Source organism: Microbacterium sp. Root553, assembly GCF_001426995.1.
Classification (GTDB): domain Bacteria; phylum Actinomycetota; class Actinomycetes; order Actinomycetales; family Microbacteriaceae; genus Microbacterium.
The window spans coordinates 1,542,278-1,562,165 of the sequence record NZ_LMFY01000001.1 but is presented as its reverse complement, the minus strand read 5'-3'; the positions used below and the strand labels follow the sequence as shown (position 1 = coordinate 1,562,165).

The 19,888-nt window shown below is 71.1% G+C and carries 19 protein-coding genes; 7 read left to right on the top strand and 12 right to left on the bottom strand.

All coding sequences use genetic code 11. The features are described 5' to 3' along the window. Nucleotides 1-109: 109 nt before the first annotated feature. The 3 genes from ASD43_RS07235 to ASD43_RS07225 all read right to left on the bottom strand — a co-directional run bounded on the left by ASD43_RS07235 (nucleotide 110) and on the right by ASD43_RS07225 (nucleotide 2,647). Nucleotides 110-847, bottom strand: a complete 738-nt coding sequence (locus ASD43_RS07235; protein ID WP_056415421.1) for a DUF1684 domain-containing protein — start codon at nucleotides 845-847, stop codon at nucleotides 110-112. 175 nt (nucleotides 848-1,022) lie between these two features. Then, a complete protein-coding gene (locus ASD43_RS07230) occupies nucleotides 1,023-1,877 on the bottom strand; it encodes an alpha/beta fold hydrolase (RefSeq protein ID WP_056415418.1) in 855 nt (284 codons plus the stop codon). 32 nt (nucleotides 1,878-1,909) lie between these two features. Beyond that, nucleotides 1,910-2,647 carry a copper homeostasis protein CutC gene (locus tag ASD43_RS07225; protein ID WP_056415414.1) on the bottom strand — a complete coding sequence of 246 codons (738 nt, stop codon included), beginning with the start codon at nucleotides 2,645-2,647 and terminating at the stop codon, nucleotides 1,910-1,912. A 98-nt stretch (nucleotides 2,648-2,745) separates the two neighbouring features. On the opposite strand from ASD43_RS07225, the gene ASD43_RS07220 reads away from it, so the two are divergent. From ASD43_RS07220 to ASD43_RS17410, 3 genes are all read left to right on the top strand, one after another. After that, nucleotides 2,746-3,186: a MarR family winged helix-turn-helix transcriptional regulator gene (locus ASD43_RS07220; protein ID WP_056415411.1), complete on the top strand. Its 441-nt coding sequence runs from the start codon at nucleotides 2,746-2,748 to the stop codon at nucleotides 3,184-3,186. A 5-nt stretch (nucleotides 3,187-3,191) separates the two neighbouring features. Beyond that, nucleotides 3,192-4,535 (top strand): MFS transporter, encoded by a 1,344-nt coding sequence (locus ASD43_RS07215; RefSeq protein WP_056419302.1) that lies wholly within the window; start codon nucleotides 3,192-3,194, stop codon nucleotides 4,533-4,535. 70 nt (nucleotides 4,536-4,605) lie between these two features. Then, on the top strand, nucleotides 4,606-5,034 hold the full coding sequence (locus ASD43_RS17410) for a hypothetical protein (protein WP_056415408.1): 429 nt from the start codon (nucleotides 4,606-4,608) through the stop codon (nucleotides 5,032-5,034). Nucleotides 5,035-5,116: 82 nt separating this feature from the next. Here ASD43_RS17410 and rocD read toward each other — a convergent pair whose 3' ends face one another. The 5 genes from rocD to ASD43_RS07185 form a co-directional block, all read right to left on the bottom strand. Further along, nucleotides 5,117-6,316: an ornithine--oxo-acid transaminase gene (gene rocD / locus ASD43_RS07205; protein ID WP_056415405.1), complete on the bottom strand. Its 1,200-nt coding sequence runs from the start codon at nucleotides 6,314-6,316 to the stop codon at nucleotides 5,117-5,119. Nucleotide 6,317: 1 nt separating this feature from the next. Continuing rightward, a complete protein-coding gene (ddaH, locus tag ASD43_RS07200) occupies nucleotides 6,318-7,223 on the bottom strand; it encodes a dimethylargininase (protein ID WP_056415402.1) in 906 nt (301 codons plus the stop codon). 360 nt (nucleotides 7,224-7,583) lie between these two features. After that, nucleotides 7,584-11,288, bottom strand: coding sequence for a proline dehydrogenase family protein (locus ASD43_RS07195; RefSeq protein ID WP_056415399.1), 3,705 nt, complete (start codon nucleotides 11,286-11,288; stop codon nucleotides 7,584-7,586). Nucleotides 11,289-11,453: 165 nt separating this feature from the next. Continuing rightward, nucleotides 11,454-12,278: a hypothetical protein gene (locus ASD43_RS07190; protein WP_056415396.1), complete on the bottom strand. Its 825-nt coding sequence runs from the start codon at nucleotides 12,276-12,278 to the stop codon at nucleotides 11,454-11,456. Nucleotides 12,279-12,282: 4 nt separating this feature from the next. Then, nucleotides 12,283-12,843 (bottom strand): acyl-CoA thioesterase, encoded by a 561-nt coding sequence (locus tag ASD43_RS07185; protein WP_056415393.1) that lies wholly within the window; start codon nucleotides 12,841-12,843, stop codon nucleotides 12,283-12,285. A 130-nt stretch (nucleotides 12,844-12,973) separates the two neighbouring features. Here ASD43_RS07185 and ASD43_RS07180 point away from each other — a divergent pair, with 130 nt between their 5' ends. Beyond that, entirely contained in the window at nucleotides 12,974-13,480 is a 507-nt protein-coding gene (locus ASD43_RS07180; protein WP_056415390.1) for a GNAT family N-acetyltransferase, read from the top strand. Nucleotides 13,481-13,592: 112 nt separating this feature from the next. Here ASD43_RS07180 and ASD43_RS17630 read toward each other — a convergent pair whose 3' ends face one another. From ASD43_RS17630 to ASD43_RS07165, 3 genes are all read right to left on the bottom strand, one after another. Then, nucleotides 13,593-14,699, bottom strand: coding sequence for a cytochrome b/b6 domain-containing protein (locus tag ASD43_RS17630; RefSeq protein WP_327043708.1), 1,107 nt, complete (start codon nucleotides 14,697-14,699; stop codon nucleotides 13,593-13,595). Between the two features lie 755 nt (nucleotides 14,700-15,454). Next, a complete protein-coding gene (locus tag ASD43_RS07170) occupies nucleotides 15,455-16,426 on the bottom strand; it encodes an electron transfer flavoprotein subunit alpha/FixB family protein (protein WP_056415384.1) in 972 nt (323 codons plus the stop codon). A 1-nt stretch (nucleotide 16,427) separates the two neighbouring features. Continuing rightward, nucleotides 16,428-17,204, bottom strand: a complete 777-nt coding sequence (locus ASD43_RS07165) for an electron transfer flavoprotein subunit beta/FixA family protein (protein ID WP_056415382.1) — start codon at nucleotides 17,202-17,204, stop codon at nucleotides 16,428-16,430. Nucleotides 17,205-17,335: 131 nt separating this feature from the next. On the opposite strand from ASD43_RS07165, the gene ASD43_RS07160 reads away from it, so the two are divergent. The 3 genes from ASD43_RS07160 to ASD43_RS07150 are packed head-to-tail and all read left to right on the top strand — an operon-like array spanning nucleotide 17,336 to nucleotide 18,784. Further along, nucleotides 17,336-17,872 (top strand): MarR family winged helix-turn-helix transcriptional regulator, encoded by a 537-nt coding sequence (locus ASD43_RS07160; RefSeq protein ID WP_082539303.1) that lies wholly within the window; start codon nucleotides 17,336-17,338, stop codon nucleotides 17,870-17,872. Nucleotide 17,873: 1 nt separating this feature from the next. Next, the gene (locus tag ASD43_RS07155) at nucleotides 17,874-18,344 is read left to right on the top strand and encodes an SRPBCC family protein (RefSeq protein ID WP_056415368.1); all 471 of its coding nucleotides are present in this window, start codon (nucleotides 17,874-17,876) and stop codon (nucleotides 18,342-18,344) included. Then, a complete protein-coding gene (locus ASD43_RS07150) occupies nucleotides 18,341-18,784 on the top strand; it encodes a YdeI/OmpD-associated family protein (protein ID WP_056415365.1) in 444 nt (147 codons plus the stop codon). Before ASD43_RS07155 ends, ASD43_RS07150 begins: the two co-directional genes overlap by 4 nt. Before the next feature lie 118 nt (nucleotides 18,785-18,902). Here ASD43_RS07150 and ASD43_RS07145 read toward each other — a convergent pair whose 3' ends face one another. Continuing rightward, complete coding sequence (locus tag ASD43_RS07145) at nucleotides 18,903-19,679, bottom strand: enoyl-CoA hydratase-related protein (protein ID WP_056415362.1); 777 nt, start codon at nucleotides 19,677-19,679, stop codon at nucleotides 18,903-18,905. Nucleotides 19,680-19,888: the final 209 nt, after the last annotated feature.

Genomic DNA, 19,888 nt, shown 5'->3' with positions numbered 1-19,888 from the left:
CGCGGGGCTCCCGCCGGGGCGGCGAGTGCGGCGCCAGCGGGGTCGCGAGTGCGGCCCGGCGGGGCGGCGAGTGCGGCGCGGCGGGGCGGCGAGTGCGGCGCCGACGGGGTCAGCGCCCCCGCACGACCGCGCGCTCCCCCGCGCGGATGGGCAGCGAGTAGCGGTTCTCGGCGAGCGGCTGCGGGCACAGGTACTGGTCGGAGAAAGCGCACGGCGGCAGGTACGCCCGGTTGAAGTCGACGATCACCGTGCCGTCGTCGTCGGGCTCGCCGATCGGCAGGAACCGGAACCGATACGTCTCGATGCCGTTCGTGCCGTCGGCGAAGACCGCCGTGAGACCGCCGCGCTCGGTGCGCGTCACGCTCAGCGAGTGCGGGATGCCGTCGAGCTCGAAGCGCAGTCGCCCGGCCAGCGCCTGTTCGTGCACGGAGCCGTCGACCGCGGTGACGGTCACCGATTCCCCGGGCGTCTCGGTGAACGACGCGCGGATCCGCCACCCCCTCCGTGGCGGATACGCGTCGATGCCGCCGAACGACTCGCGCTCGGCGCGCTGCGGGTTGAAGACCCGCAACGCGACCGACCCCCGCCGATCGAACACCCGCAGCTCACGCCTGCCGAGTCGCAGCGCCTGCGGGCCGTGGAGCGTGACGACCGATCCGGACGTGCCGAGGTCGGTTCCGCGGATCCCGCCGTCGCCGGTCAGCGCCCAGAGGCCCGGAACACCCTCCACGGCGGCGGGCTCGGTGATCAGCCAGTTCGTCGACTCGAGTGCCGCCGGACCGTACTCCGCCCCCGCATAGCGCTCCCGCGTCTCGTGCCAGCTGCGCCACTCCTCGTCGAAACCCACCGCTCACCTCCCTCTCGCCCCCTCACACGAAAATATGCGGGGGCGGGGGAGAGAGGCGCGCGCGACGTCATGCGCATTCACCCGCTGTCACACGGGGTCATCGGGCGTCACGCGAGGACCCACGGGTGCTCAGCGCGAGGACCCACGGGTTCTCAGCGATACGAGATGCGGGTGCTCAGCGCGAGGGGATGCGCGCGTCGAGCCACGACAGGATGTCGGCGCGGACCTCGTCCTGCTGCAGCTCGTTGAAGATCTCGTGGCGCGCGTCGGGGTAGACGAGGGTCGTGATGTCGGTGAGTCCCGAGCGCGTGCGGTACTCGTCGGCGAGCTTGTGCACGCTCCGAGGACCCCCGACCGGATCATCGCGACCGACGAGGAGCAGCAGCGGGATGTCGCGGTCGAGGTCCTTGCGCGGACGGCCGTAGAGCTTGGCCGCCTCGACGGGACCGAACAGCTTGAGCAGCGGCTGGTTCGTCGTGAGCGGGTCCTCGTCGAACGACGTCCACACCGCCGGGTCCCTGCTGAGCCATTCGAGGCCGGTGGCGTCGTCCGCTGCCCACCGCGCGTTCAGCGGTGCGGCATTGAGCGAGCCGGGGGTGCGCAGAGCCGAGCCGGAGAGGATCACCGCATCCCAGGCCTCGGGGTGGTCGTTCACGAGCATCTGTGCGAGGAACGACCCCCACGAGTGCCCCAGCAGCACGAGGGGAAGGTCGGGGTGCTCCGCCGTGATGATGCCGGTGAGCTGCCAGATCGCCGCCTCCGCCGCGCGCAGACCGCCCTTGCCGAGTCGGCCGAGTTTCTCGGGTCCGCCGTGCTGGCGGATGCCGGTGCGACCGTGCCCGCGATGATCGTCGGCGTAGACGATGAATCCGGCGTCGGTGAGTGCGGCGATCAGCCGTCCGTACCGACCCGCATGCTCGCCCACCCCGTGCAGCAGCTGCACCACTCCTCGGGCATCACCTGCCGCCGGGTGCACGTCGTAGACGATGGCGATGCCGTCGGCATCCGTGAATTCTCGGGTATCCGTCACGCCCCCACACTACTGAGCGCGAGCGGCAGCCGTCAGTCGGCGAGGGCGGCGAGCACGCTCTGGGCGATCGCGAGATCGGTGACGTCGTACCCTCCGACGCCCTCGGCGGCCGCCCCCATCCGCACCCCGCCGGCCTCGTGCACCGTGCGCTTGGCGGAGAAGTGCAGCGCATCGACGCCGGTGGCGGCGAGATCGGCGGCGTTGGCGGCTCCCACTCCGCTGCCCGCCATGACCTCGATCCCGCCTGCGGCCTCGACGACGAGGGCACGCAGGGTCTCGATGCCGTCGATCGCGGCGGATGCCCCGCCCGAGGTCAGCACGCGGCGCAGTCCGAGTCCCCGCGCGGCGACGAGAGTGGCGACCGGATCGGGGGTGACGTCGATCGCACGGTGCAGGGTCACCGACGCCCCGCCGGCCGCATCGCGCAGACGCGCCATGGCGTCGAGGTCGAGGTGCCCGTCGGCCGCGAGGGCTCCGATCACGACCCCGTCGGCTCCGGCGTCGACGGCCCGGCGGACGTCGCGCTCGGACAGCGCGATCTCGTCGCCGTCGTAGCGGAAGCCGCCCGCTCGGGGCCGGATGAGCACGTGCACCTCGAGTCCGTCTGCACGGGCCGTCTCCACGGCCAGCTCGACGGTGGCGATCGAGGGCGTCAGCCCGCCGAGCGGCAGCGCCTGAGCGAGCTCCACGCGCGCGGCGCCCACGGCTCGGGCGATGCGGACGCCGGCGGGATCCTGGACGGCGATCTCGATCGCGGGGGTTCGGGTCACCCGACCATTGTGCCCGAGCCGGACTCGCGACCTGGCAGGGTGCGGATCTCCAGCATGGCGGCCCTGTGCGGATTCGGATTAGATAGACTGTCTAAGTAATGCCTGCCTCCGATGATCTCCTCCAGCTCACTGCGACCGATCTGCGCATGGCCACCTTCCGCCTGGCCCGACGCCTCCGTTGCGCCCGCGCGGTCGACGAGATGAGCGACGCGCAGCTCGCCGTGCTCGCCACGCTGCGCCTGCACGGGCGCCGCACGATCTCCGCTCTCGCGGAGCGGGAGCGGGTCACCGCACCCTCGATGACGAGCATGATCAACGGCCTCGAGACGCAGGGCTTCGTCCTCCGCACTCCCGACAGCGACGACCGTCGTCGCGTGCAGGTCGACATCACCGACGCCGGCACCGAGATCGTCGCGCAGACGATCCGCCGCCGCGACGAGCTGCTCGCCGCGATGCTCGCCGAACTCGATTTCACCCCCGACGAGCTTTCGACCCTCCGCGAGGCGAGCGAACTGATGCGCCGGGTGGTCGAGCGATGAGCGCGATGTTCCGTTCGTTCTCGAACATCAACTACCGCATCTGGTTCGCCGGCGCACTCGTCTCCAATGTCGGCGGATGGATGCAGGCGACCGCCCAGGACTGGGTGGTGCTCACCGAGCTCACCGACAACGACGCCGCCGCCATGGGTGTCACGATGGCCCTGCAGTTCGGTCCTCCGCTCGTGCTCGTGAGCCTGACCGGCTGGGTCGCCGACCGGTTCGAGCGGCGACGGATCCTGCTCGCGACCCAGTCCGCTCTGCTGCTGCTCGCGATCGCGGTGGGCGTGCTGCTGCTGAACGACGTCATGACCCTCCCGATGATGTTCGGCTTCGCCGCGGCGTTCGGTGTCGTGAACGCCTTCGACGCGCCCGCGCGCCAGGCCTTCGTGTCCGACATGGTCTCGGCCGGCGACACCTCGAACGCGGTCGCCCTCAACTCGGCATCCTTCAACCTCGCCCGCATGATCGGGCCCGCCGTCGGCGGTCTGCTGATCGTGGCGATCGGATCCGGCTGGGTGTTCATCGCGAACGCGGTGACGTTCCTGGCGATGCTCGTCGCCCTGCTCCTGCTGCGCACCTCCCAGCTCGCGCCCCGCCCGAAGAACCGCCGCCCCGGCGGCCTCGCCGAGGGCTTCCGCTACGTCTGGGGCCGCAGCGACCTGCGCGTCGTGTTCGTGACCGTGTTCCTGATCGGCGCGTTCGGCATGAACTTCCCGATCTTCGCCTCGACGATGGCGCTCGAGTTCGGCGCGGGGGCCGACGGCTACGGCGTGCTGAGCTCGGTGCTCGCGATCGGCTCGCTCGCCGGCGCGCTGCTCTCGGCCCGCCGCGATCGGGCCCGCGTGCGGGTCGTGATCCTGGCTGCCGGCGGCTTCGGCATCGCCGCCTTCGTGTCGTCCGCGATGCCGACGTATCTCACCTACGCGATCACCCTGACCTTCACCGGATTCATGATCGTCACCCTGTTGACGACCGCGAACGGCTACGTGCAGATGACGACCGCCCCGGCACTGCGCGGACGCGTGCTCGCGCTCTACATGGCCGTGATCATGGGCTCGACGCCGGTGGGTGCGCCCATCGCCGGCTGGGTGGCCGACACCTTCGGTCCGCGCAGCGCGATCATGCTGGGCGGCACGGCGGGCTTCATCGCCTGCGCGATCGGCGCCGTCTGGGTCATCACCTCCGGCCGTCTGCACCGGTCGGAGGACAGCCGCTTCCTGATGACGCTCGATGAGACCAGACCGCTGAACGTGGTCGACGAGGCCGACATCCTCGAACGCACCGACCCCGTGCAGTTCACGGACGGGGTCGCGGCGACCTCGCCGATCCGCCTCCCGAAGAAGGACTGACGGACCTCCCGCGGCGACGCCGTTTGTCAATCCCCTGCACGGAGCCTCTGGACGGACGTAGCGTCGGCCCATGGACCAGAACACAGGACGCACCCCTCACGCCGAAGAGCCCGCCGAGGGCTCGACCGACCAGAACCCCGCGCACAACACCGCGCCCGACGGCCAGCCTTCGTCCGAGCGCGACGAGCTCGACGGCAACGCCCAGGGCTCGACGCAGGGCGGCGCCATCCAGGGCGACAGCTCGCACGGCGAATCTCCCCGCGGCGCGATCCAGGGCGAGGCCGAGGACGGCGACCCCCAGGGCTCGGCGCAGGGCGGCGCCATCCAGGGCGACAGCTCGCACGGCGAGTCGCCGCACGGCGCGATCCAGGGCGATGCGAGCCCCGACCGCGGTGCCGCTCTCGGCGGTGACGAGAACACCGAGGACCAGCTCACGGCGGACACCGACGTCGAGCGCGACACCCTGCGCACTCTCGATCCGGACGACGCCCCGGCCTGACGCAGGAGGACCGTCGGTGCGGCCCGCGGGGAACGCGGACCGCACCGCTGAAGACGAGGCGCGGAGGACGAGGCGCGGAGGACTAGGCCCCGAGAACCAGCTTGAGCTGCTCGACGGCCCAGTCGAGTTCCGTCGCGCGGATCACGATCGGCGGCGCGATGCGGATGGTCTGGCCGTGCGTGTCCTTCACCAGGACGCCGCGGTCGAGGAGCCGCTCGGCGATCTGCCGCCCTGTCCCCTTGGCGGGGTCGATGTCGACTCCGGCCCAGAGTCCCGCGATGCGCACCTCGGTCACGCCGTGACCGACGAGCGGCTCGAGAGCGGCGCCGAGGTGGGCGCCGAGGGCACGGGCGCGCTCCTGGAACTCCCCCGATTCGAGCATCTCGACGACCCGCAGGCCCACGGCCGCCGCGAGCGGGTTGCCCCCGAACGTCGACCCGTGCTCCCCCGGGCGGATCACGCCGAGCACGTCGGCATCACCGACGACGGCCGACACCGGAAGGATCCCGCCGCCCAGCGCCTTGCCCAGCAGGTACAGATCGGGCACGACGCCTTCGCGGTCGCACGCGAACGTCTCGCCCACGCGCCCGAGACCGGACTGGATCTCGTCGGCGATGAACAGCACGTTCTTCTCGTCGCAGATCTCACGAATGCGGCGCAGGTAGCCCTCGGGCGGGATCACCACGCCGCCCTCGCCCTGGATGGGCTCGATGAGCACGGCGGCGGTGTCGTCGGTGATCGCGGCGGCGACGGCATCCGCATCTCCGTACGCCACAGTGTCGAACCCCGGCGTGTACGGGCCGAAGTCCGCGCGGGCCTCCTCATCGTCGCTGAAGCTGACGATGGTGGTCGTGCGACCGTGGAAGTTGCCGGCCGCGACGATGACGCGCGCGCGGCCCTCGGCGATGCCCTTGACCCGGTAGCCCCAGGCCCTGGCGACCTTGATGCCGGTCTCGACGGCCTCGGCGCCGGTGTTCATCGGCAGGACCATCTCTTTGCCGGCCAGCGCCGCGAGCGCGGCGGCGAACGGTTCGAGACGGTCGCTCCGGAAGGCGCGGCTGGTCAGCGCGACCCGCCCGAGCTGCTCGGTCAGCGCCGCCACGAGGGCGGGATGCCGGTGCCCGAAGTTCACCGCCGAATACGCGGCGAGCAGGTCGAGGTAGCGCTTGCCCTCGACATCCGTCACCCAGGCACCCTCACCGCGCGCGATCGTGACCGGCAGCGGGTGGTAGTTGTGGGCGACGTGCGGCTCGGCCTGCTGTGCGGGCTCAGAAGTCGTCATGTCACTCACCGGTTCCTGAGCGCCGAGACGACGAGCGCAGCTCGAGGGTGCAGCACTTGATACCCCCGCCGCCGAGCAGCAGCTCCGACAGGTCGACCATGATCGGGTTGTAGCCGCGTTCGCGCAGCTGCTTCTCGAATCCGACCGCGCGCGGCGAGATGACCACGTTGTAGCCGTCGCTCGCCGAGTTCAGGCCGAACACCGACCCGTCCTCGTCCGACACGAGGATCGCCTCGGGGAACCGCTCCTCGAGGATCGCGCGGCTGGCGTCGTCGAAGGCTCCGGGGAGGTAGGCGATGTTGGCGCGTTCCGGGCCGCCGTTCTCGGCGCCCTGCACGGGGTCGAGTACCGCGATGGCGGTGTCGAGGTGGTAGAAGCGGGGGTCTACGAGGTTGAGCGAGACGACCTCGCGGCCGAACACCTCGCCGACCTCGCGGTGGCTGTCGCCGGTGGAGCGGAACCCGGTGCCCGCGAGGATCACGTCGCCGACGAGCAGGAAGTCGCCCTCGCCCTCGTTGACCTCCTCGGGGATGACGGTGTCGTAGCCGGCCTCGCGGAACCAGTCGGCGAACGCGGGCGCCTCACCCTGCCGCTCGACGAAGCGGAACTTCGGGACGTAGGCGCGGCCGTCGATCACGAAGCCGCCGTTCGCGGTGTAGACCATGTCGGGGTAGTCGGCGAGGGGCTCGATCAGCTCGACCTCATGCCCCAGCTCGAGGTACAGATCATGCAGCTTCTGCCACTGGGCGACCGCGTTGGCGGTGTCGGTCGGACGCGAGGGCTCCATCCACGGGTTGATCGAGTAGGTGACCGTGAAGTGCGACGGCATGCACATCAGGTAGCGACGGTGATGGGCGGTGCGGACCGGCGTGGTCTCGGACGTCGACGTGGTGGTCTCGACAGACATGGGGCTCCTCGAACGGATGCGGCGGACGCTGTCCAGGGGCCCGACGGTCCTTCGACCCGCGCCGCTCGATGAGAGCCGGCGCCCGGGGAAGATGCGACTCGGGCACGCCAGGCTCCATTGTGTCATCCACCCCTGGACGCCGCCAGAGCCGAGGCCCGCGCTCAGCCGGGGTCGAAAGTGCATCGCCGCACGCAGGCGGGGTCAATAGTGCATCGCCATCGCCAGATTCCCGTGCGTTTCTGACCCCGCACAGCACGGAGGTGCGTTTTTGACCCCGCACGGCAGGCGCGGAGAGGCGGATGCCGGGGCCGAGGCAGATGCCGCGGATGCCGCAGATGACGCGAACGCCGGCACCAGCGCTCAGATGACGGAGGCGCTCCAGTCGTCGGGGTTGCCGTACCGGTGCGCGGTGATCGCGATCGCCTGCTCGTGCACGAACGGCAGCAGCTCGATGCGACCGGCGGAGGTGACCTCCCCGTCGTACACCGCGAGATCGGGGTCGCCCTCGACCGCCTCCGCCACCGCGCGATGCAGCGCCGCGACGGAGGCCCGCGGTCCGACGAGGCGCACGCGGCCGGGCCGGGTGTCGGCGTCGAGCAGTTCCGACGCCGCATCGGAGTCGGAGCCGCGGCCCCGCATCCGCGCGATCCACTCGTCGTCGCTCTCCATGTACACGACCGCGCCGACGTCGCCGAGCGCCCGACGCACCTCGGCCGGCAGACCGACCGGGGTCGACAGCACGAACGCCGCACCGGCGCGCACGGCGGCGATCACGACGCGCAGGAGCTCCTGCCATCCGGCATCCGCCGTCGCCCGGATCGAGACGGGCACGGGCCGGTAGCGGAACAGGTTGCGCTCCACGCCCAGTCGCGACACGTCGCGCACCTGGCCGAACTCGCGGTCCCAGGCCAGGGCGTCCGACAGCGCCGACCGGCGCAGCCACTCGAACGACTCGTAGTCGAGCGACGGCTGAGCCGACTCGATCAGCTCGGTGATGCGGGAGTCGAGGCCGCGCAGGTGCAGCGTGCTCGACACCGGTCCCGATCCGCTCGAGCGCCAGGATCCGAGGCCGATCAGGTAGTTCGGTCCTCCCGCCTTCGCGCCGGGCCCCACCGACGAGCGCTTCCACCCGCCGAACGGCTGTCGCTGCACGATGGCGCCGGTGATACCGCGATTCACGTAGAGGTTGCCGGCCTGCACCCGGTCGAGCCAGAGCGCGAGCTCCGCGGGATCCTGCGTGTGCAGCCCCGCCGTCAGCCCGTAGGCCACGGCGTTCTGCAGCTCGATCGCCCGCTCCAGCGTCGGCGCGTGCATCACCCCGAGCACCGGGCCGAAGAACTCCTCGACGTGGAAGCGGGATCCCGGTTGCACACCGACGCGGATGCCGGGACGCCACAGTCGCCCGCTCGGGTCGTCGGCCGACACGGCCGGCTCGATGAGCCACTTCTCCTCCCCCTCGAGCTCGGTCAGAGCCCAGGCGAGCTTGCCCTGGGGACGCTCGATCACCGGCCCCACCTCGGCGAGCGGATCGGAGGGCCAGCCCACGTGCAGCGAGCGCGTGGCATCGGCCAGCTGGCGGGCGAAGCGATGCGAGCGGCCGACCGGCCCGACGAGGATCGCCAGCGACGCGGCCGAGCACTTCTGCCCCGCATGTCCGAACGCGCTGCGCACCAGGTCGGAGACCGCGAGGTCGAGATCGGCCGAGGCGGTGACGATCATCGCGTTCTTGCCGCTCGTCTCGGCGAGCAGCGGCAGGTCGGGACGCCACGAGCGGAACAGCGCGGCGGTCTCCCACGAGCCGGTGAGGATCACCCGGTCGACCGCATCGTGCGTGATCAGCGTGCGGCCGAGGTCGCTCTCCTCGATGTCGACGAGGGCGAGCACGTCACGAGGCACGCCGGCCTCCCACAGCGTCTCGGCGATCACCGCGGCGCACCGGCGCGACTGCGGCGCCGGCTTGAACACCACTCCGGAGCCCGCGGCGAGCGCCGCCAGCACGCCGCCGGCCGGGATCGCGAGGGGGAAGTTCCAGGGCGGGGTCACGACGGTCACGCGCGCCGGCTCGAACGCGGCGCCGGCGACGGCATCCAGCTCCCTTGCCTTGGCGGCGTAGTAGCGCGCGAAGTCGACGGCCTCGCTGACCTCGACGTCCGCCTCGGCGAAGACCTTGCCGGTCTCGGATGCGGCGACCTCGATGAGCTCGCCCCGCCGGCCCTCCAACGCGGCCGCGGCCCGCAGCAGCACCTCGGCCCGCTCGGTGGCCGGACGCGACCCCCACCGGGCGCCGGCATCGCGCACCTCGGAGATCGTGCGTTCCAGCACCTCGGGGTCGTCGATGCGGGCGGCCTCGACGGTCGCGACGCCGAGAGGCGACTCCGCGATGCGCGCGTGGATGCCGCGCGCCCACTCGCGGTTGGCCGGCAGCGAGGGGTCGCTGTCGGGGGTGTTGGCGAAGCCCGGAGCGCCGCCGGTCCCCTCCTCGAGCTCCCTCGGCGCGTACACCGCGGTCTCGAGGAACGGCCCCGTCGCCTCTGCAGACCCCCGGGAGATGCCGAGCACGGCTTTCGTGAGCCCCTCCTCGGGGGCGGGGGCCACGGGTACAGGGCGCATCGACTCATGCACGGGAGCGAGCCGGTCCTGGGTGCGCCGTGCTCCCTCCCACAGGGTCGGCGATGCGGAGCGCGCGACGGCGTCGAGGAAGCGATCGCGCTCGCGGGCGAAGAGCGCCTCCTCCTCGCCGAGACGGAAGGCGGCGGAGAGGAAGTTGTCGGTCGAGGCGTTCTCCTCGAGCCGCCGGACGAGATAGCTGATCGCGACGTCGAACTCGTCGGGCTTCACGACGGGCACGTACAGCAGCACCTCACCGACCTCGCGCGAGACCGCCTGCACCTGCCCCTGCGCCATGCCCAGGAGCATCTCGAACTCGATCGGAGGCTGCCCCGCCTCGGTCACCGCGGTGAGATCGCGCAGTCCGCGCTCTCCGGCGAGCAGCCAGGCGTAGGCGATGCCGAACAGGTTGTGTCCGGCGATGCCCAGGTGCACGGCCTCGATGTGCTCGGCCTGCAGCGCCCAGTCGAGGCAGCGCAGGTAGTTGGCGTCGGTGTCGACCTTGGTGTCGTACGTCGCGGGCGTCCAGCCGTGCATGCGCGCCTCGACGTTCTCCATCGCGAGGTTCGCGCCCTTGACCAGGCGCACCTTGATGGGCGCACCGCCGTGCTCGACCCGCTCGCGCGCCCACGCCGTGAGCTGCTGCAGAGCGGGCAGGGCGTCGGGCAGATACGCCTGCAGCACGATCCCCGCCTCGAGTCCGGCCAGACGCGGATCCTCGAGGATGCGGGTGAACACCGCGATCGTCAGATCGAGATCGCGGTACTCCTCCATGTCGAGGTTGATGAAGGTGCGATCCGTGGCCGCCGTCGCATAGAGCGGGAGCAGCCGCTCCACCACCGCGTCGACGACCTCGTCGAACGCCCACATCGAGATGTGGCTGATGATCGCCGACACCTTGACCGAGACGTAGTCGACGTCGGGTCTACGGATCAGGTCGTGGATGCCGTCGAGCCGGCGCTGCGCCTCGGCCTCGCCCAGCACGGCCTCGCCCAGCAGGTTGAGGTTGAGCCTGGCGCCGGATTCGCGGATCCTCGCGATCGCGGGGCCGAGCTTGGCGGGGCGCGCATCGACGACGAGATGTCCGACCATCTCGCGCAGCACGCGCCGCGCGATGGGGACGACCGGAGTCGGCAGCACCTGCGCGAGCCCGCCGCCGAGCCGCACCGCGGAGCGCAGGTACCAGGGCAGGAACTCCGGCACGATCGGCGCGATCCGGTGCAGCTGCGAGGCCGCCGCGCTCAGGCTCTCCGGACGCATCACCCCGTCGACGAATCCCAGCGTGAACGGGAGCCCGTTCGCATCCTGCAGCACGCCGGCCAGACGCGCGGCGGCGGGGTCCACGTCGGCGGCGGCGGCTTCGACCGCCCAGCGCCGAGCGAGCGCGACCGCGCGGGCCTCGAGAGAGTCGGATGCGGGATCCGTTCCGGATTCCGCCGAGGGCATCGGGTCGGCCATGACCTCAGCCTAGGACGGCGATGCACGCGTGCCCGGGAACGACAGCGCGTCGGATCGTTCCCGGGGTGCCGTCCGTGTCGTTCCGGGTGCCGTCCGTGTCGTTTCGAGTGCCGTCCGGATCGTTCCCGGATGCCGTTCGTGCCGTTCGTGGATGTCGTTCCTGGGTCAGCGGGCGGCGATCATCTCGTCATACCCCTCGCGGAAGGTCGGGTAGTCGAGAGTGCCGAGGAACTCCTGCAGCAGGTGCCCGTCGAGCACGGTGCCGCCGCCCTCTTCGGGGTCCGCGTGCGGCGGGGGCGCGACGCCGAGTCGCGCGGCGATGTGCGCGGCGACCTCGCCCAGCAGCACCGGCTCCCGGTCCACCGCGTGGATCAGCGGCGGTGCGGAATCCGCCCGCAGCACCGCCTCGAGCAGCCGCACGAGGTCGGTCTCGTGGATGCGGTTCGTCCGGCGAGTGTGATCCACGGGCGCCTGCTCGAGCACGCGGCGGATGAGGTAGTCGCGGCCGGGGCCGTAGATGCCGGCCGGGCGGACGATCCGCGCGCCGAGGAGCTCGGTCGCCAGCAGCTCCCCCTCGACGAGGTCGCCGCCACGTTCGGTGGACACCTTCGGGGCGTCGCGCTCGGTCAGCGGCGTGCCACCGGGGCGCCCCTCGAACACCCGGGTCGACGAGACGAACACGACCCTGTCGGGCATCGTCGGCAGCGCCCTGGCGAGACCGCGCAACGCGGGCGGATAGATCGACTCCCCCTCGGTGCTCGGCGGCAGCGTGATCACGACCGAATCGAACGCGGGCAGCGCCTGCGCGAGCGGATGCCGCAGATCGGCCTCGATCGTCGGGAACGGCACGGCGCCCGCCTGGCGCCGCATGGCGGTGACCTCCGCGCCCTGCGCGATCAGCCGCTCACCGAGCCGCACGCCGAGCTTGCCGCATCCGACCAGCAGCGTCGCGCCGGGCGTGCGCGTTCCGAGACCCCAGGGATCCGTCACGGCGTCAGCTCCACACGCTCGGCGCCGGGGTGCGCACAGGCGGCAGTGCAGAGGCCGCCGCCCAGTCGTGCACCCACGGGTCGATCTCCGGCACGCCCTCCGGTCTGCCGACCGCGGCGAACAGCTCTCCGTTGCTGACCGTGCCGCCGGTGCGGCGCAGCATGCGCGATCGCACGATCACCCGCGCGTAGATCTCTCCGTCGACTACGGCCCTGTGCTCGAGGAACACCGCCTTGTCGTCGTGACCGACGAAGCGCGATTCCACGTCGAACCGCTGCCACAGCTGCAGCGACTTGCGGAAGGTCACCGTCTCGCTCGACACGACCGCGTACCAGCCGCGCTCGGTCATCGCGTCGAGCAGCCCCGTGCGGATGAGCAGATCCCACCGGCCGAGATCGAACAGCGACAGGTATCGGCCGTTGTTCATGTGCCGGAGGATGTCGATGTCGGTGGGCAGCGTCGTCAGCCGGATGCGTCCGACGGACGAGACGTCGAGCGTCTTCTCCCGGCGCAGGCGACGACGAGCACGGAGGATGACGAGGAGGGTGCGCCAGATCACGTTCACGAGGATCGATCGTAGCCATCGCGGAAGGGATCGCGAACATCGTTGTGCGAATCCTCCACTGGCGGGATCGGCCACCGCAAGGGTCCCCGCTCGATTTCCGGTTCCCCGGGGCCGCGCGTAGAGTCGCGCTATGAGCGCCGAAGCCCAGCCTGAAGTCATCGTCCGTCCGGTCCGTGATGTGGATGCGGAGGCTCTGGGTCGCGTGCATGCACAGTGCTGGCACGAGACCTACGACCACCTGATCAGCAAGGCCGCTCTCGAGAAGGTCTCGCCTCGTCGCATGGCCGAGCTGTGGACGCACTGGGCGTCGCAGGGTCCCGAGTTCACGATGCGCGCAGCGCTCGTCGACGGCGAGATCGTCGGCTTCGTCGGCTCCGGCCCCGCCCGCGACAAGGATGCTCCCGCCTTCCGCGAGCTTTACTTCATCTATCTGCTCGACGCGTACCACTCCACCGGCATCGGCCAGAAGCTGTTCGACGCCACGGTCGAGGAGGGCGAGTCGCTGTACCTCTGGGTCGCCGAGGACAACCCCCGCGCCCACCGCTTCTACACGCGCAACGGATTCACGCTCGACGGCGCCAGCCACACCGAGCCGTTCCTGGGCGAGACGCTGACCGAGGTGCGCTTCACTCGCTGAGGTCGACACCTCGCGAACCTTGCGTTCACGATTCAGCAGCGACGGCCCCCGGATTCCGATCCGGGGGCCGTTCCGCGTCCGCGGACGGTGTCGATGCTGAATACGGAACGGCTCAGCGACCCGACACGCTGCCGAACAGCTTGGCGATCGGGGCGATCACCAGCGGCCGCGCCGCCACCCAGCCGAGGGCGATGACCACCATCGAGGCGACGAACACCCAGAACCCGGTCCAGCCGACGGCATCCGACGAGGCGTACATGTGGTTCAGGTTGCGCAGGAACCCGGTGAGGAACACGAGCGCGACGTGGCCGATGATGAACACCACGAAGTAGATCATCACCGGGAAGTGCAGGGCGCGGGCCCATTCGATCGGATACGCCTTCGACAGTCGCTCTGCGCGCTTCGGCCACATCCCCGACATCCGGAAGCCGGTGGCCGCGGCCAGCGGGGCGGCGATGAAGACCGTCACGAAGTACGCCAGCTGCTGCAGGCTGTTGTAGTTGACCCAGCCGTGCTCGGTGGGCCAGTCGAACGAGACGTACTGGAGCGCCGCCGACAGAGCGTTCGGCAGCATCTCCCAGCTCGTCGGCACGATGCGCACCCAGTGCCCGGTGACGAAGAGCAGCACCACGAAGACGGCGCCGTTCAGCAGCCACAGGATGTCGAGTGCCTGATGGAACCAGATCGTCAGGCTGACCTTGCCCTTGGGGTTGTTGCGCGGGGTCCAGAACGCGGTCGGCCGCTTCTCGTTGCGGATGCGCAGACCCGATCGGATGATCAGCACGATCAGGAACGCGTTGAAGAAGTGCGCCCAGTTGACCCAGGGCGCGAATCCCGGTTCGACGGCGATGGCCGGGGTGTACTCCCCCGGGAACGCGGCGAGGAAGTCCTGCATGAACGGGAAGCTCAGCAGTGCACGCACGAAGGCGACGGCCGCGGCCGCCAGGATGCCGAGAGCTGCGGCCCCCAGCAGAGCGGCGATCGCCTGGGTCCATGCGGGCCTCGGCCGACCGGATGCCGTCGACGTCGCCGCCGTGATGTGCCGAGGGGCGCTGCCGTTCCAGACCGTGCGCGGCGCCGGCAGCGGCACCGACGGGTCGCCGAGCACGGGCACGCGGGCCAGCGCGGCGGCGGCCGCGGCGGCCGCGGCGGCGGGTGCCGACGCCGACACCGACGCCGTGGCCGACGCCGTGGCCGACACCGACGCCGTGTCCGACACCGCGCCCTCCACTTGGGGGGCCGACACGCCACCCGTAGGGCTTCCGCCGGGAATGGGTCCGGATTGCGGCGTGTCGGCCCCCGAAGTGAACGACGCGGGCGTCGGCAGAACCGGCGCCGTCCCTCCCGGTGGCCACGGCTCGCCGCCTGTGACCCGCGGGAGCCCGCGACGGACGGACATGGAGGGCCGCGTCGCCACGCCGTCTGGGACGGGGGCCGACACGCCAGATGACGGATGCTCTCCGACAGACGATCCTGCAGGTGGCGTGTCGGCCCCCGGAGTGGAAAGCACGGCAGGACCCGGCACGGCAGGACCCGGCACGGCGGGTCCTGGAACGGCAGTACCTGGAACGGTGCCACCCGGCGCGACAACGGCGTGTGCACTCGCGACCGCCGATGCGACCGCGCCCACCGGCGGCCAGGGCTCGCCACCCGAGACGCGCGGCAGCCCCCGACGAAGTGCAGCAGAGCCCGAGGTCGCCGCACTGTTAACTTCGGGGGCCGACACGCCAGATGAAGGATGCTCGCCAACAGACGATCCTGCGAGTGGCGTGTCGGCCCCCGAAGTGGAAGACACGGCAGGGTCCGACACGGCAGGGGCCGGCACAGCAGGGTCCGGCACGGCGGGGGCCGGCACGGCAGGGGCCGACACGGCGGGGGCCGGCACGGCAGCATGCGCCGCGATGTCGCCGGGGGGCCAGGGTTCGCCGCCGCGCACGCGGGGCAGCCCGCGCCTCAGCATCCGCGTCGCCATGACTACTTGTTCCGCGCCTCGAGTGCGGCGATCACCTTCGGGACGACGGTGAACAGATCGCCGACGATGCCGAAGTCCGCGACGTCGAAGATCGGCGCCTCCGCGTCCTTGTTGATCGCCACGATGTTCTTCGCGGTCTGCATGCCCGCCCGGTGCTGGATCGCGCCGGAGATGCCGAGCGCGACGTACAGCTGCGGCGACACCGAGACACCGGTCTGGCCGACCTGATGCGACTGGGGGATGTAGCCGGCGTCAACCGCGGCGCGGGACGCGCCGACGGCGGCCCCCAGAGCATCCGCCAGCTCCTCGACCAGCACGAACTTCTCCTTCGAGGCGAGTCCGCGTCCACCCGAGACCACGCGCGTCGCGCCGCGGAGCTCGGGCCGAGACGACGTCGCCTCGACGGCCTCGACCGCGCCGACCGTCGCGCTCGGCGCACCGGACGCCTCGACGCTCAGCGGCTCGACGGTCGGCGAGGGCACCGCCTCGGCACGGGCCTCGACCGCGCCCTGGCGCACCGTGATCACCGGCGCACCGAACGTGGGCGCCGAGTCGGTGAGGTACGCCCCGCCGTACACGGAATGGTGGGCGAGCACCCCCTCGTCGTCACGGGAGACGCCGACCGCGTCGACCGAGAGCGCGAGCCGCGCGCGCACGGCGAAACGTCCGGCGATGTCGCGCCCGGCGATCGAGTTCGAGATCAGCACGGCGTCGGGATGCACCTGGGCGACGGCCGCCTGCAGAGCATCGACGACCGGCACCGTGAGGACGGTCGCGTCGGCATCGGCGGTGAGCACGACCGAGGCGCCGAGGGCGGCGACCTTCGACACCGCCTGCTCGGATCCGCCGACCACGAGGGCGACGGGCGCTCCGACAGTCGACGCGGCGCCGATCAGGGCCGCCGTGCTGCTGGCGGGGTCGCCGGCCGGGTCGAGATCGACCACGACGAGAATGGGGTTCTCGGGATACGACATGTCACACCAGCCTGTTCTGCACGAGGTACTCGACGAGCTTGTCGGCGGCGTCGCCCTCGTCGACGATCTTGACGCCGGCGGCGCGAGGGGGCTTCTCGGCCACCGCGGTCATGATCGTTCGCGGTTCCGCGGCGGGATCCGCCGAGACCCCGAGGTCGTCGAGGGTGAGCACCTCGAGCGGCTTCTTCTTGGCCGCCATGATGCCCTTGAAGTTCGGGAAGCGCGCATCGGGCAGCGCCTCGGTGATCGAGATCACGGCCGGCAGCGATGCGGAGATCGACTGGCCGCCGGCATCCGCCCCTCGCATGCCCGTGACCGCGTCGGCCGTGATCTCGACGCTCGTGAGCGCCGTCGCCTGCGACCAGCCGAGATGCTCGGCGAGCATCGCCGCCATCACGCCGCCCGATCCGTCGGTCGAGAGGTTGCCGGTGATCACGAGGTCGGGCTCGGCGCGGCGGATCGCGGCTGCCAGCGTCTCGGCGGTGAGGCCGAGATCGGCGCCCGCGAGCTGCTCGTCGGCGATGTGCACGGCCGACCCTGCGCCGATCGCGAGCGCCCGTCGCACCGACGCCGTCGACCCGGCCGGAGCCATCGCGAGCGCGACCACCTCGGTGCCCTCGTTCTTGTCGGCATGACTCAGCGCGACCTCGAGCGCGCGCTCGGTGATCTCATCGAGCACCAGGTCACCGGCACCGCGATCGGCGAGGCCGGTCTCGAGATCCAGCTTGCGATCGCCGTAGGTGTCAGGCACCTCTTTGACCAGGACGAAGATCTTCATCGATTGCTCCTCACGACTGCCTTGATTCTAGTCCCTTGATACTGAGTCCCAGCCTCTGAGCGACTGAGATCCACACAGTGCGCACAGCCCCGCATCCCCGGCGCAGCGAGCGGATGCCTTACCGTAGAACCGTGGTCCGACCCCGCCCTCTGCCCGTCGATCCGCTCGCCGAGGCGAAGCGGCAGTGGCTTGCGCACGGCTGGTCCGATGCCGCCGAGGGTATGACCGTCGTGACCTCGGTCATGCGGGCTCAGCAGCTGCTGCTCGCGCGAGTGGATGCGGCGCTCAAGCCCTTCGCGCTGAGCTTCGCCCGCTACGAGATGCTGCGGCTGCTGGCCTTCAGCCGGTCGGGCCGCCTGCCCCTGTCGAGTGTCGTCGCCCGACTGCAGGTGCACGCGACGACCGTCACGAGCACCGCGGAGCGTCTGGTGCGCGACGGACTCATCGTGCGCGAACCGCACCCGCACGACGGTCGCGCGGCGCTGCTCGCCCTCACCCCGTCGGGCCGCGAGCTCGTCGACCGCGCGACGCACGCCCTCAATGCCGAGGTCTTCGCCGACCCCGGCATGACCAGCGCGGATGCCGCCGAGCTCGTCGCGATCGTCGCGCGGATGCGCAAGGCGGCGGGCGACTTCACCGACCCCAAGCCTCAACCCGATCCGCTCTGACGTGGCCGAGTTCGTGCTCGAGAGGGTCATCGCCGCGCCGAGGCAGACGGTGTTCGCGCTCGCGCTCGACCCCGGACTGCACCTGCGATCGATGGCTCGATACGGCGAGACGATGATCGAGGCGCCCGACGGCGGCGTGTTCACGGAGGGATCGACCGTGACCTGGCGGGCGCGGCACTTCGGCATCCCGTTCCGACTGCGGACGATGGTGTACGACGTCGACGCCCCGAGCGGGTTCCGTGACCGGCAGCTCTCGGGTCCTTTCGGGGCGTTCCTGCACGTGCACGTGTTCGAGGAGCATCCGACCGGGACGTTGCTGCGCGACACCGTGATCTTCCACTCGCCTCTCGGTCCGATCGGGCGCCTCGTCGACCGCGTGTTCCTGCGCGAGTACATGCGCGCGTTGATCGAGGAACGCAACGACCACCTGGCCTCCGAGGCCGAGGAGCGCGGGCGTACACTGCCCGCATGAGTGAACTGCGCCTGCACACCACGCTCGAAGGGCGCGGCCCCGCCGCCGCGATCATCCTCACCGACGAGCAGGTCGCCGAGCTCCGCGCCGGAAAGGCGTTCCCCGTCGTCGTCACGATCGGCGGCCACTCCGGCCGGCTGCGCCTCGCCCGCATGGGCGGGCAGAACATGATCGGCTTCAGCAAGGCCGTGCGCACCGAGTTCGGGGTCGAGATCGGCCAGGACGTCGATGCGGTCATCCGCGTGGACTCCGCCGAACGCGAGGTCGAGATCCCGCCCGCCCTCGCGGCGGCGCTCGACGCGGATGCCTCGCTGCGCACCGCCTTCGCCGCACTGTCGTACTCGGTGCGCAAAGAGCACGCCCGCTCGGTCGCCGAGGCGAAGCAGGACGCGACCCGGGAGCGCCGCATCGCGAAGATCCTCGACGCGCTCCGCGGCTGAGGTCTCGGGCGTGCGCCGTTCACGATTCAGCATGAGCGGGTGCGCCGAGTGCCGGATCGGTGTCGAGGTAGGCATTCCGCGGCTTCTGTGCTGAATCGTGAACCCCGACCGGGCGCGCTCAGCGGTTCCGGAAGTCCGGAGCACGCTTCTCCCGGAAGGCCGACATGCCCTCCTTCTGGTCTTCGGTGTCGAACAGCGCGGCGAACGCGCTCTTCTCGTGAGCGAGCCCCTCGGCGAGAGTGGTCTCCATCGCGGCGTCGAGCGCGGCCTTCGCGGCGAACACCGACGGCAGAGACTTCGACGCGATCGTCTCGGCGAGCCTGGTGGCTTCATCCTGCAGGTCGGATGCCGGCACGACGCGTGACACGAGCCCTGCGCGCTCGGCCTCCTCGGCGCCCATGAAGCGACCGGACAGCACGAGCTCGGCGGCCTTGTAGTACCCGACCGCGCGGATCAGTCGCTGCGTGCCGCCCATGCCCGGGATCACGCCGAGGTTGATCTCCGGCTGGCCGAACTTCGCCGTGTCGGCGGCGAGGATGATGTCGCACATCATCGCGAGCTCGCATCCTCCCCCGAGGGCGAAGCCCGAGACGGCGGCGATCACGGGCGTGCGCACGGCGGCGAAGTCACGCCAGACCCCGAAGTGGTCGGTCTCGAGCATCCCGGCGGCGGACATGCCCTCCATCTCTTTGATGTCGGCCCCGGCGGCGAACGCCTTCTCGGATCCCGTGACGACGATCGCGCCGACGCCGTCGTCGAGATCGAAGGCGACGGCGGCAGCGGTGACCTCTTCGGCGAGCCGGCTGTTCAGTGCGTTCAGAGCCTCGGGTCGGTCGAGGGTGATCCACCCGACTCGTCCGCGCTGCTCGACCAGGATCGTTTCGTACTCGGTCATCGTGAAGCCCTCTCCGTCGTGGTCATCTCAGTATGTCGCGGGGTGATCGTCGCGTTTCGTCTCGGGCGCTCCGCGGCCTCGCTCAACGGGCGGGTCTGGGGCGCTCCGCGGCCTCGCTCGCCGACCGGGCAGACCTCCGCCCATCGAGCCGACCGGGCAGACCTCCGCCCATCGAGCCGACCGGGCAGACCTCCGCTCTTTGAGCGAGC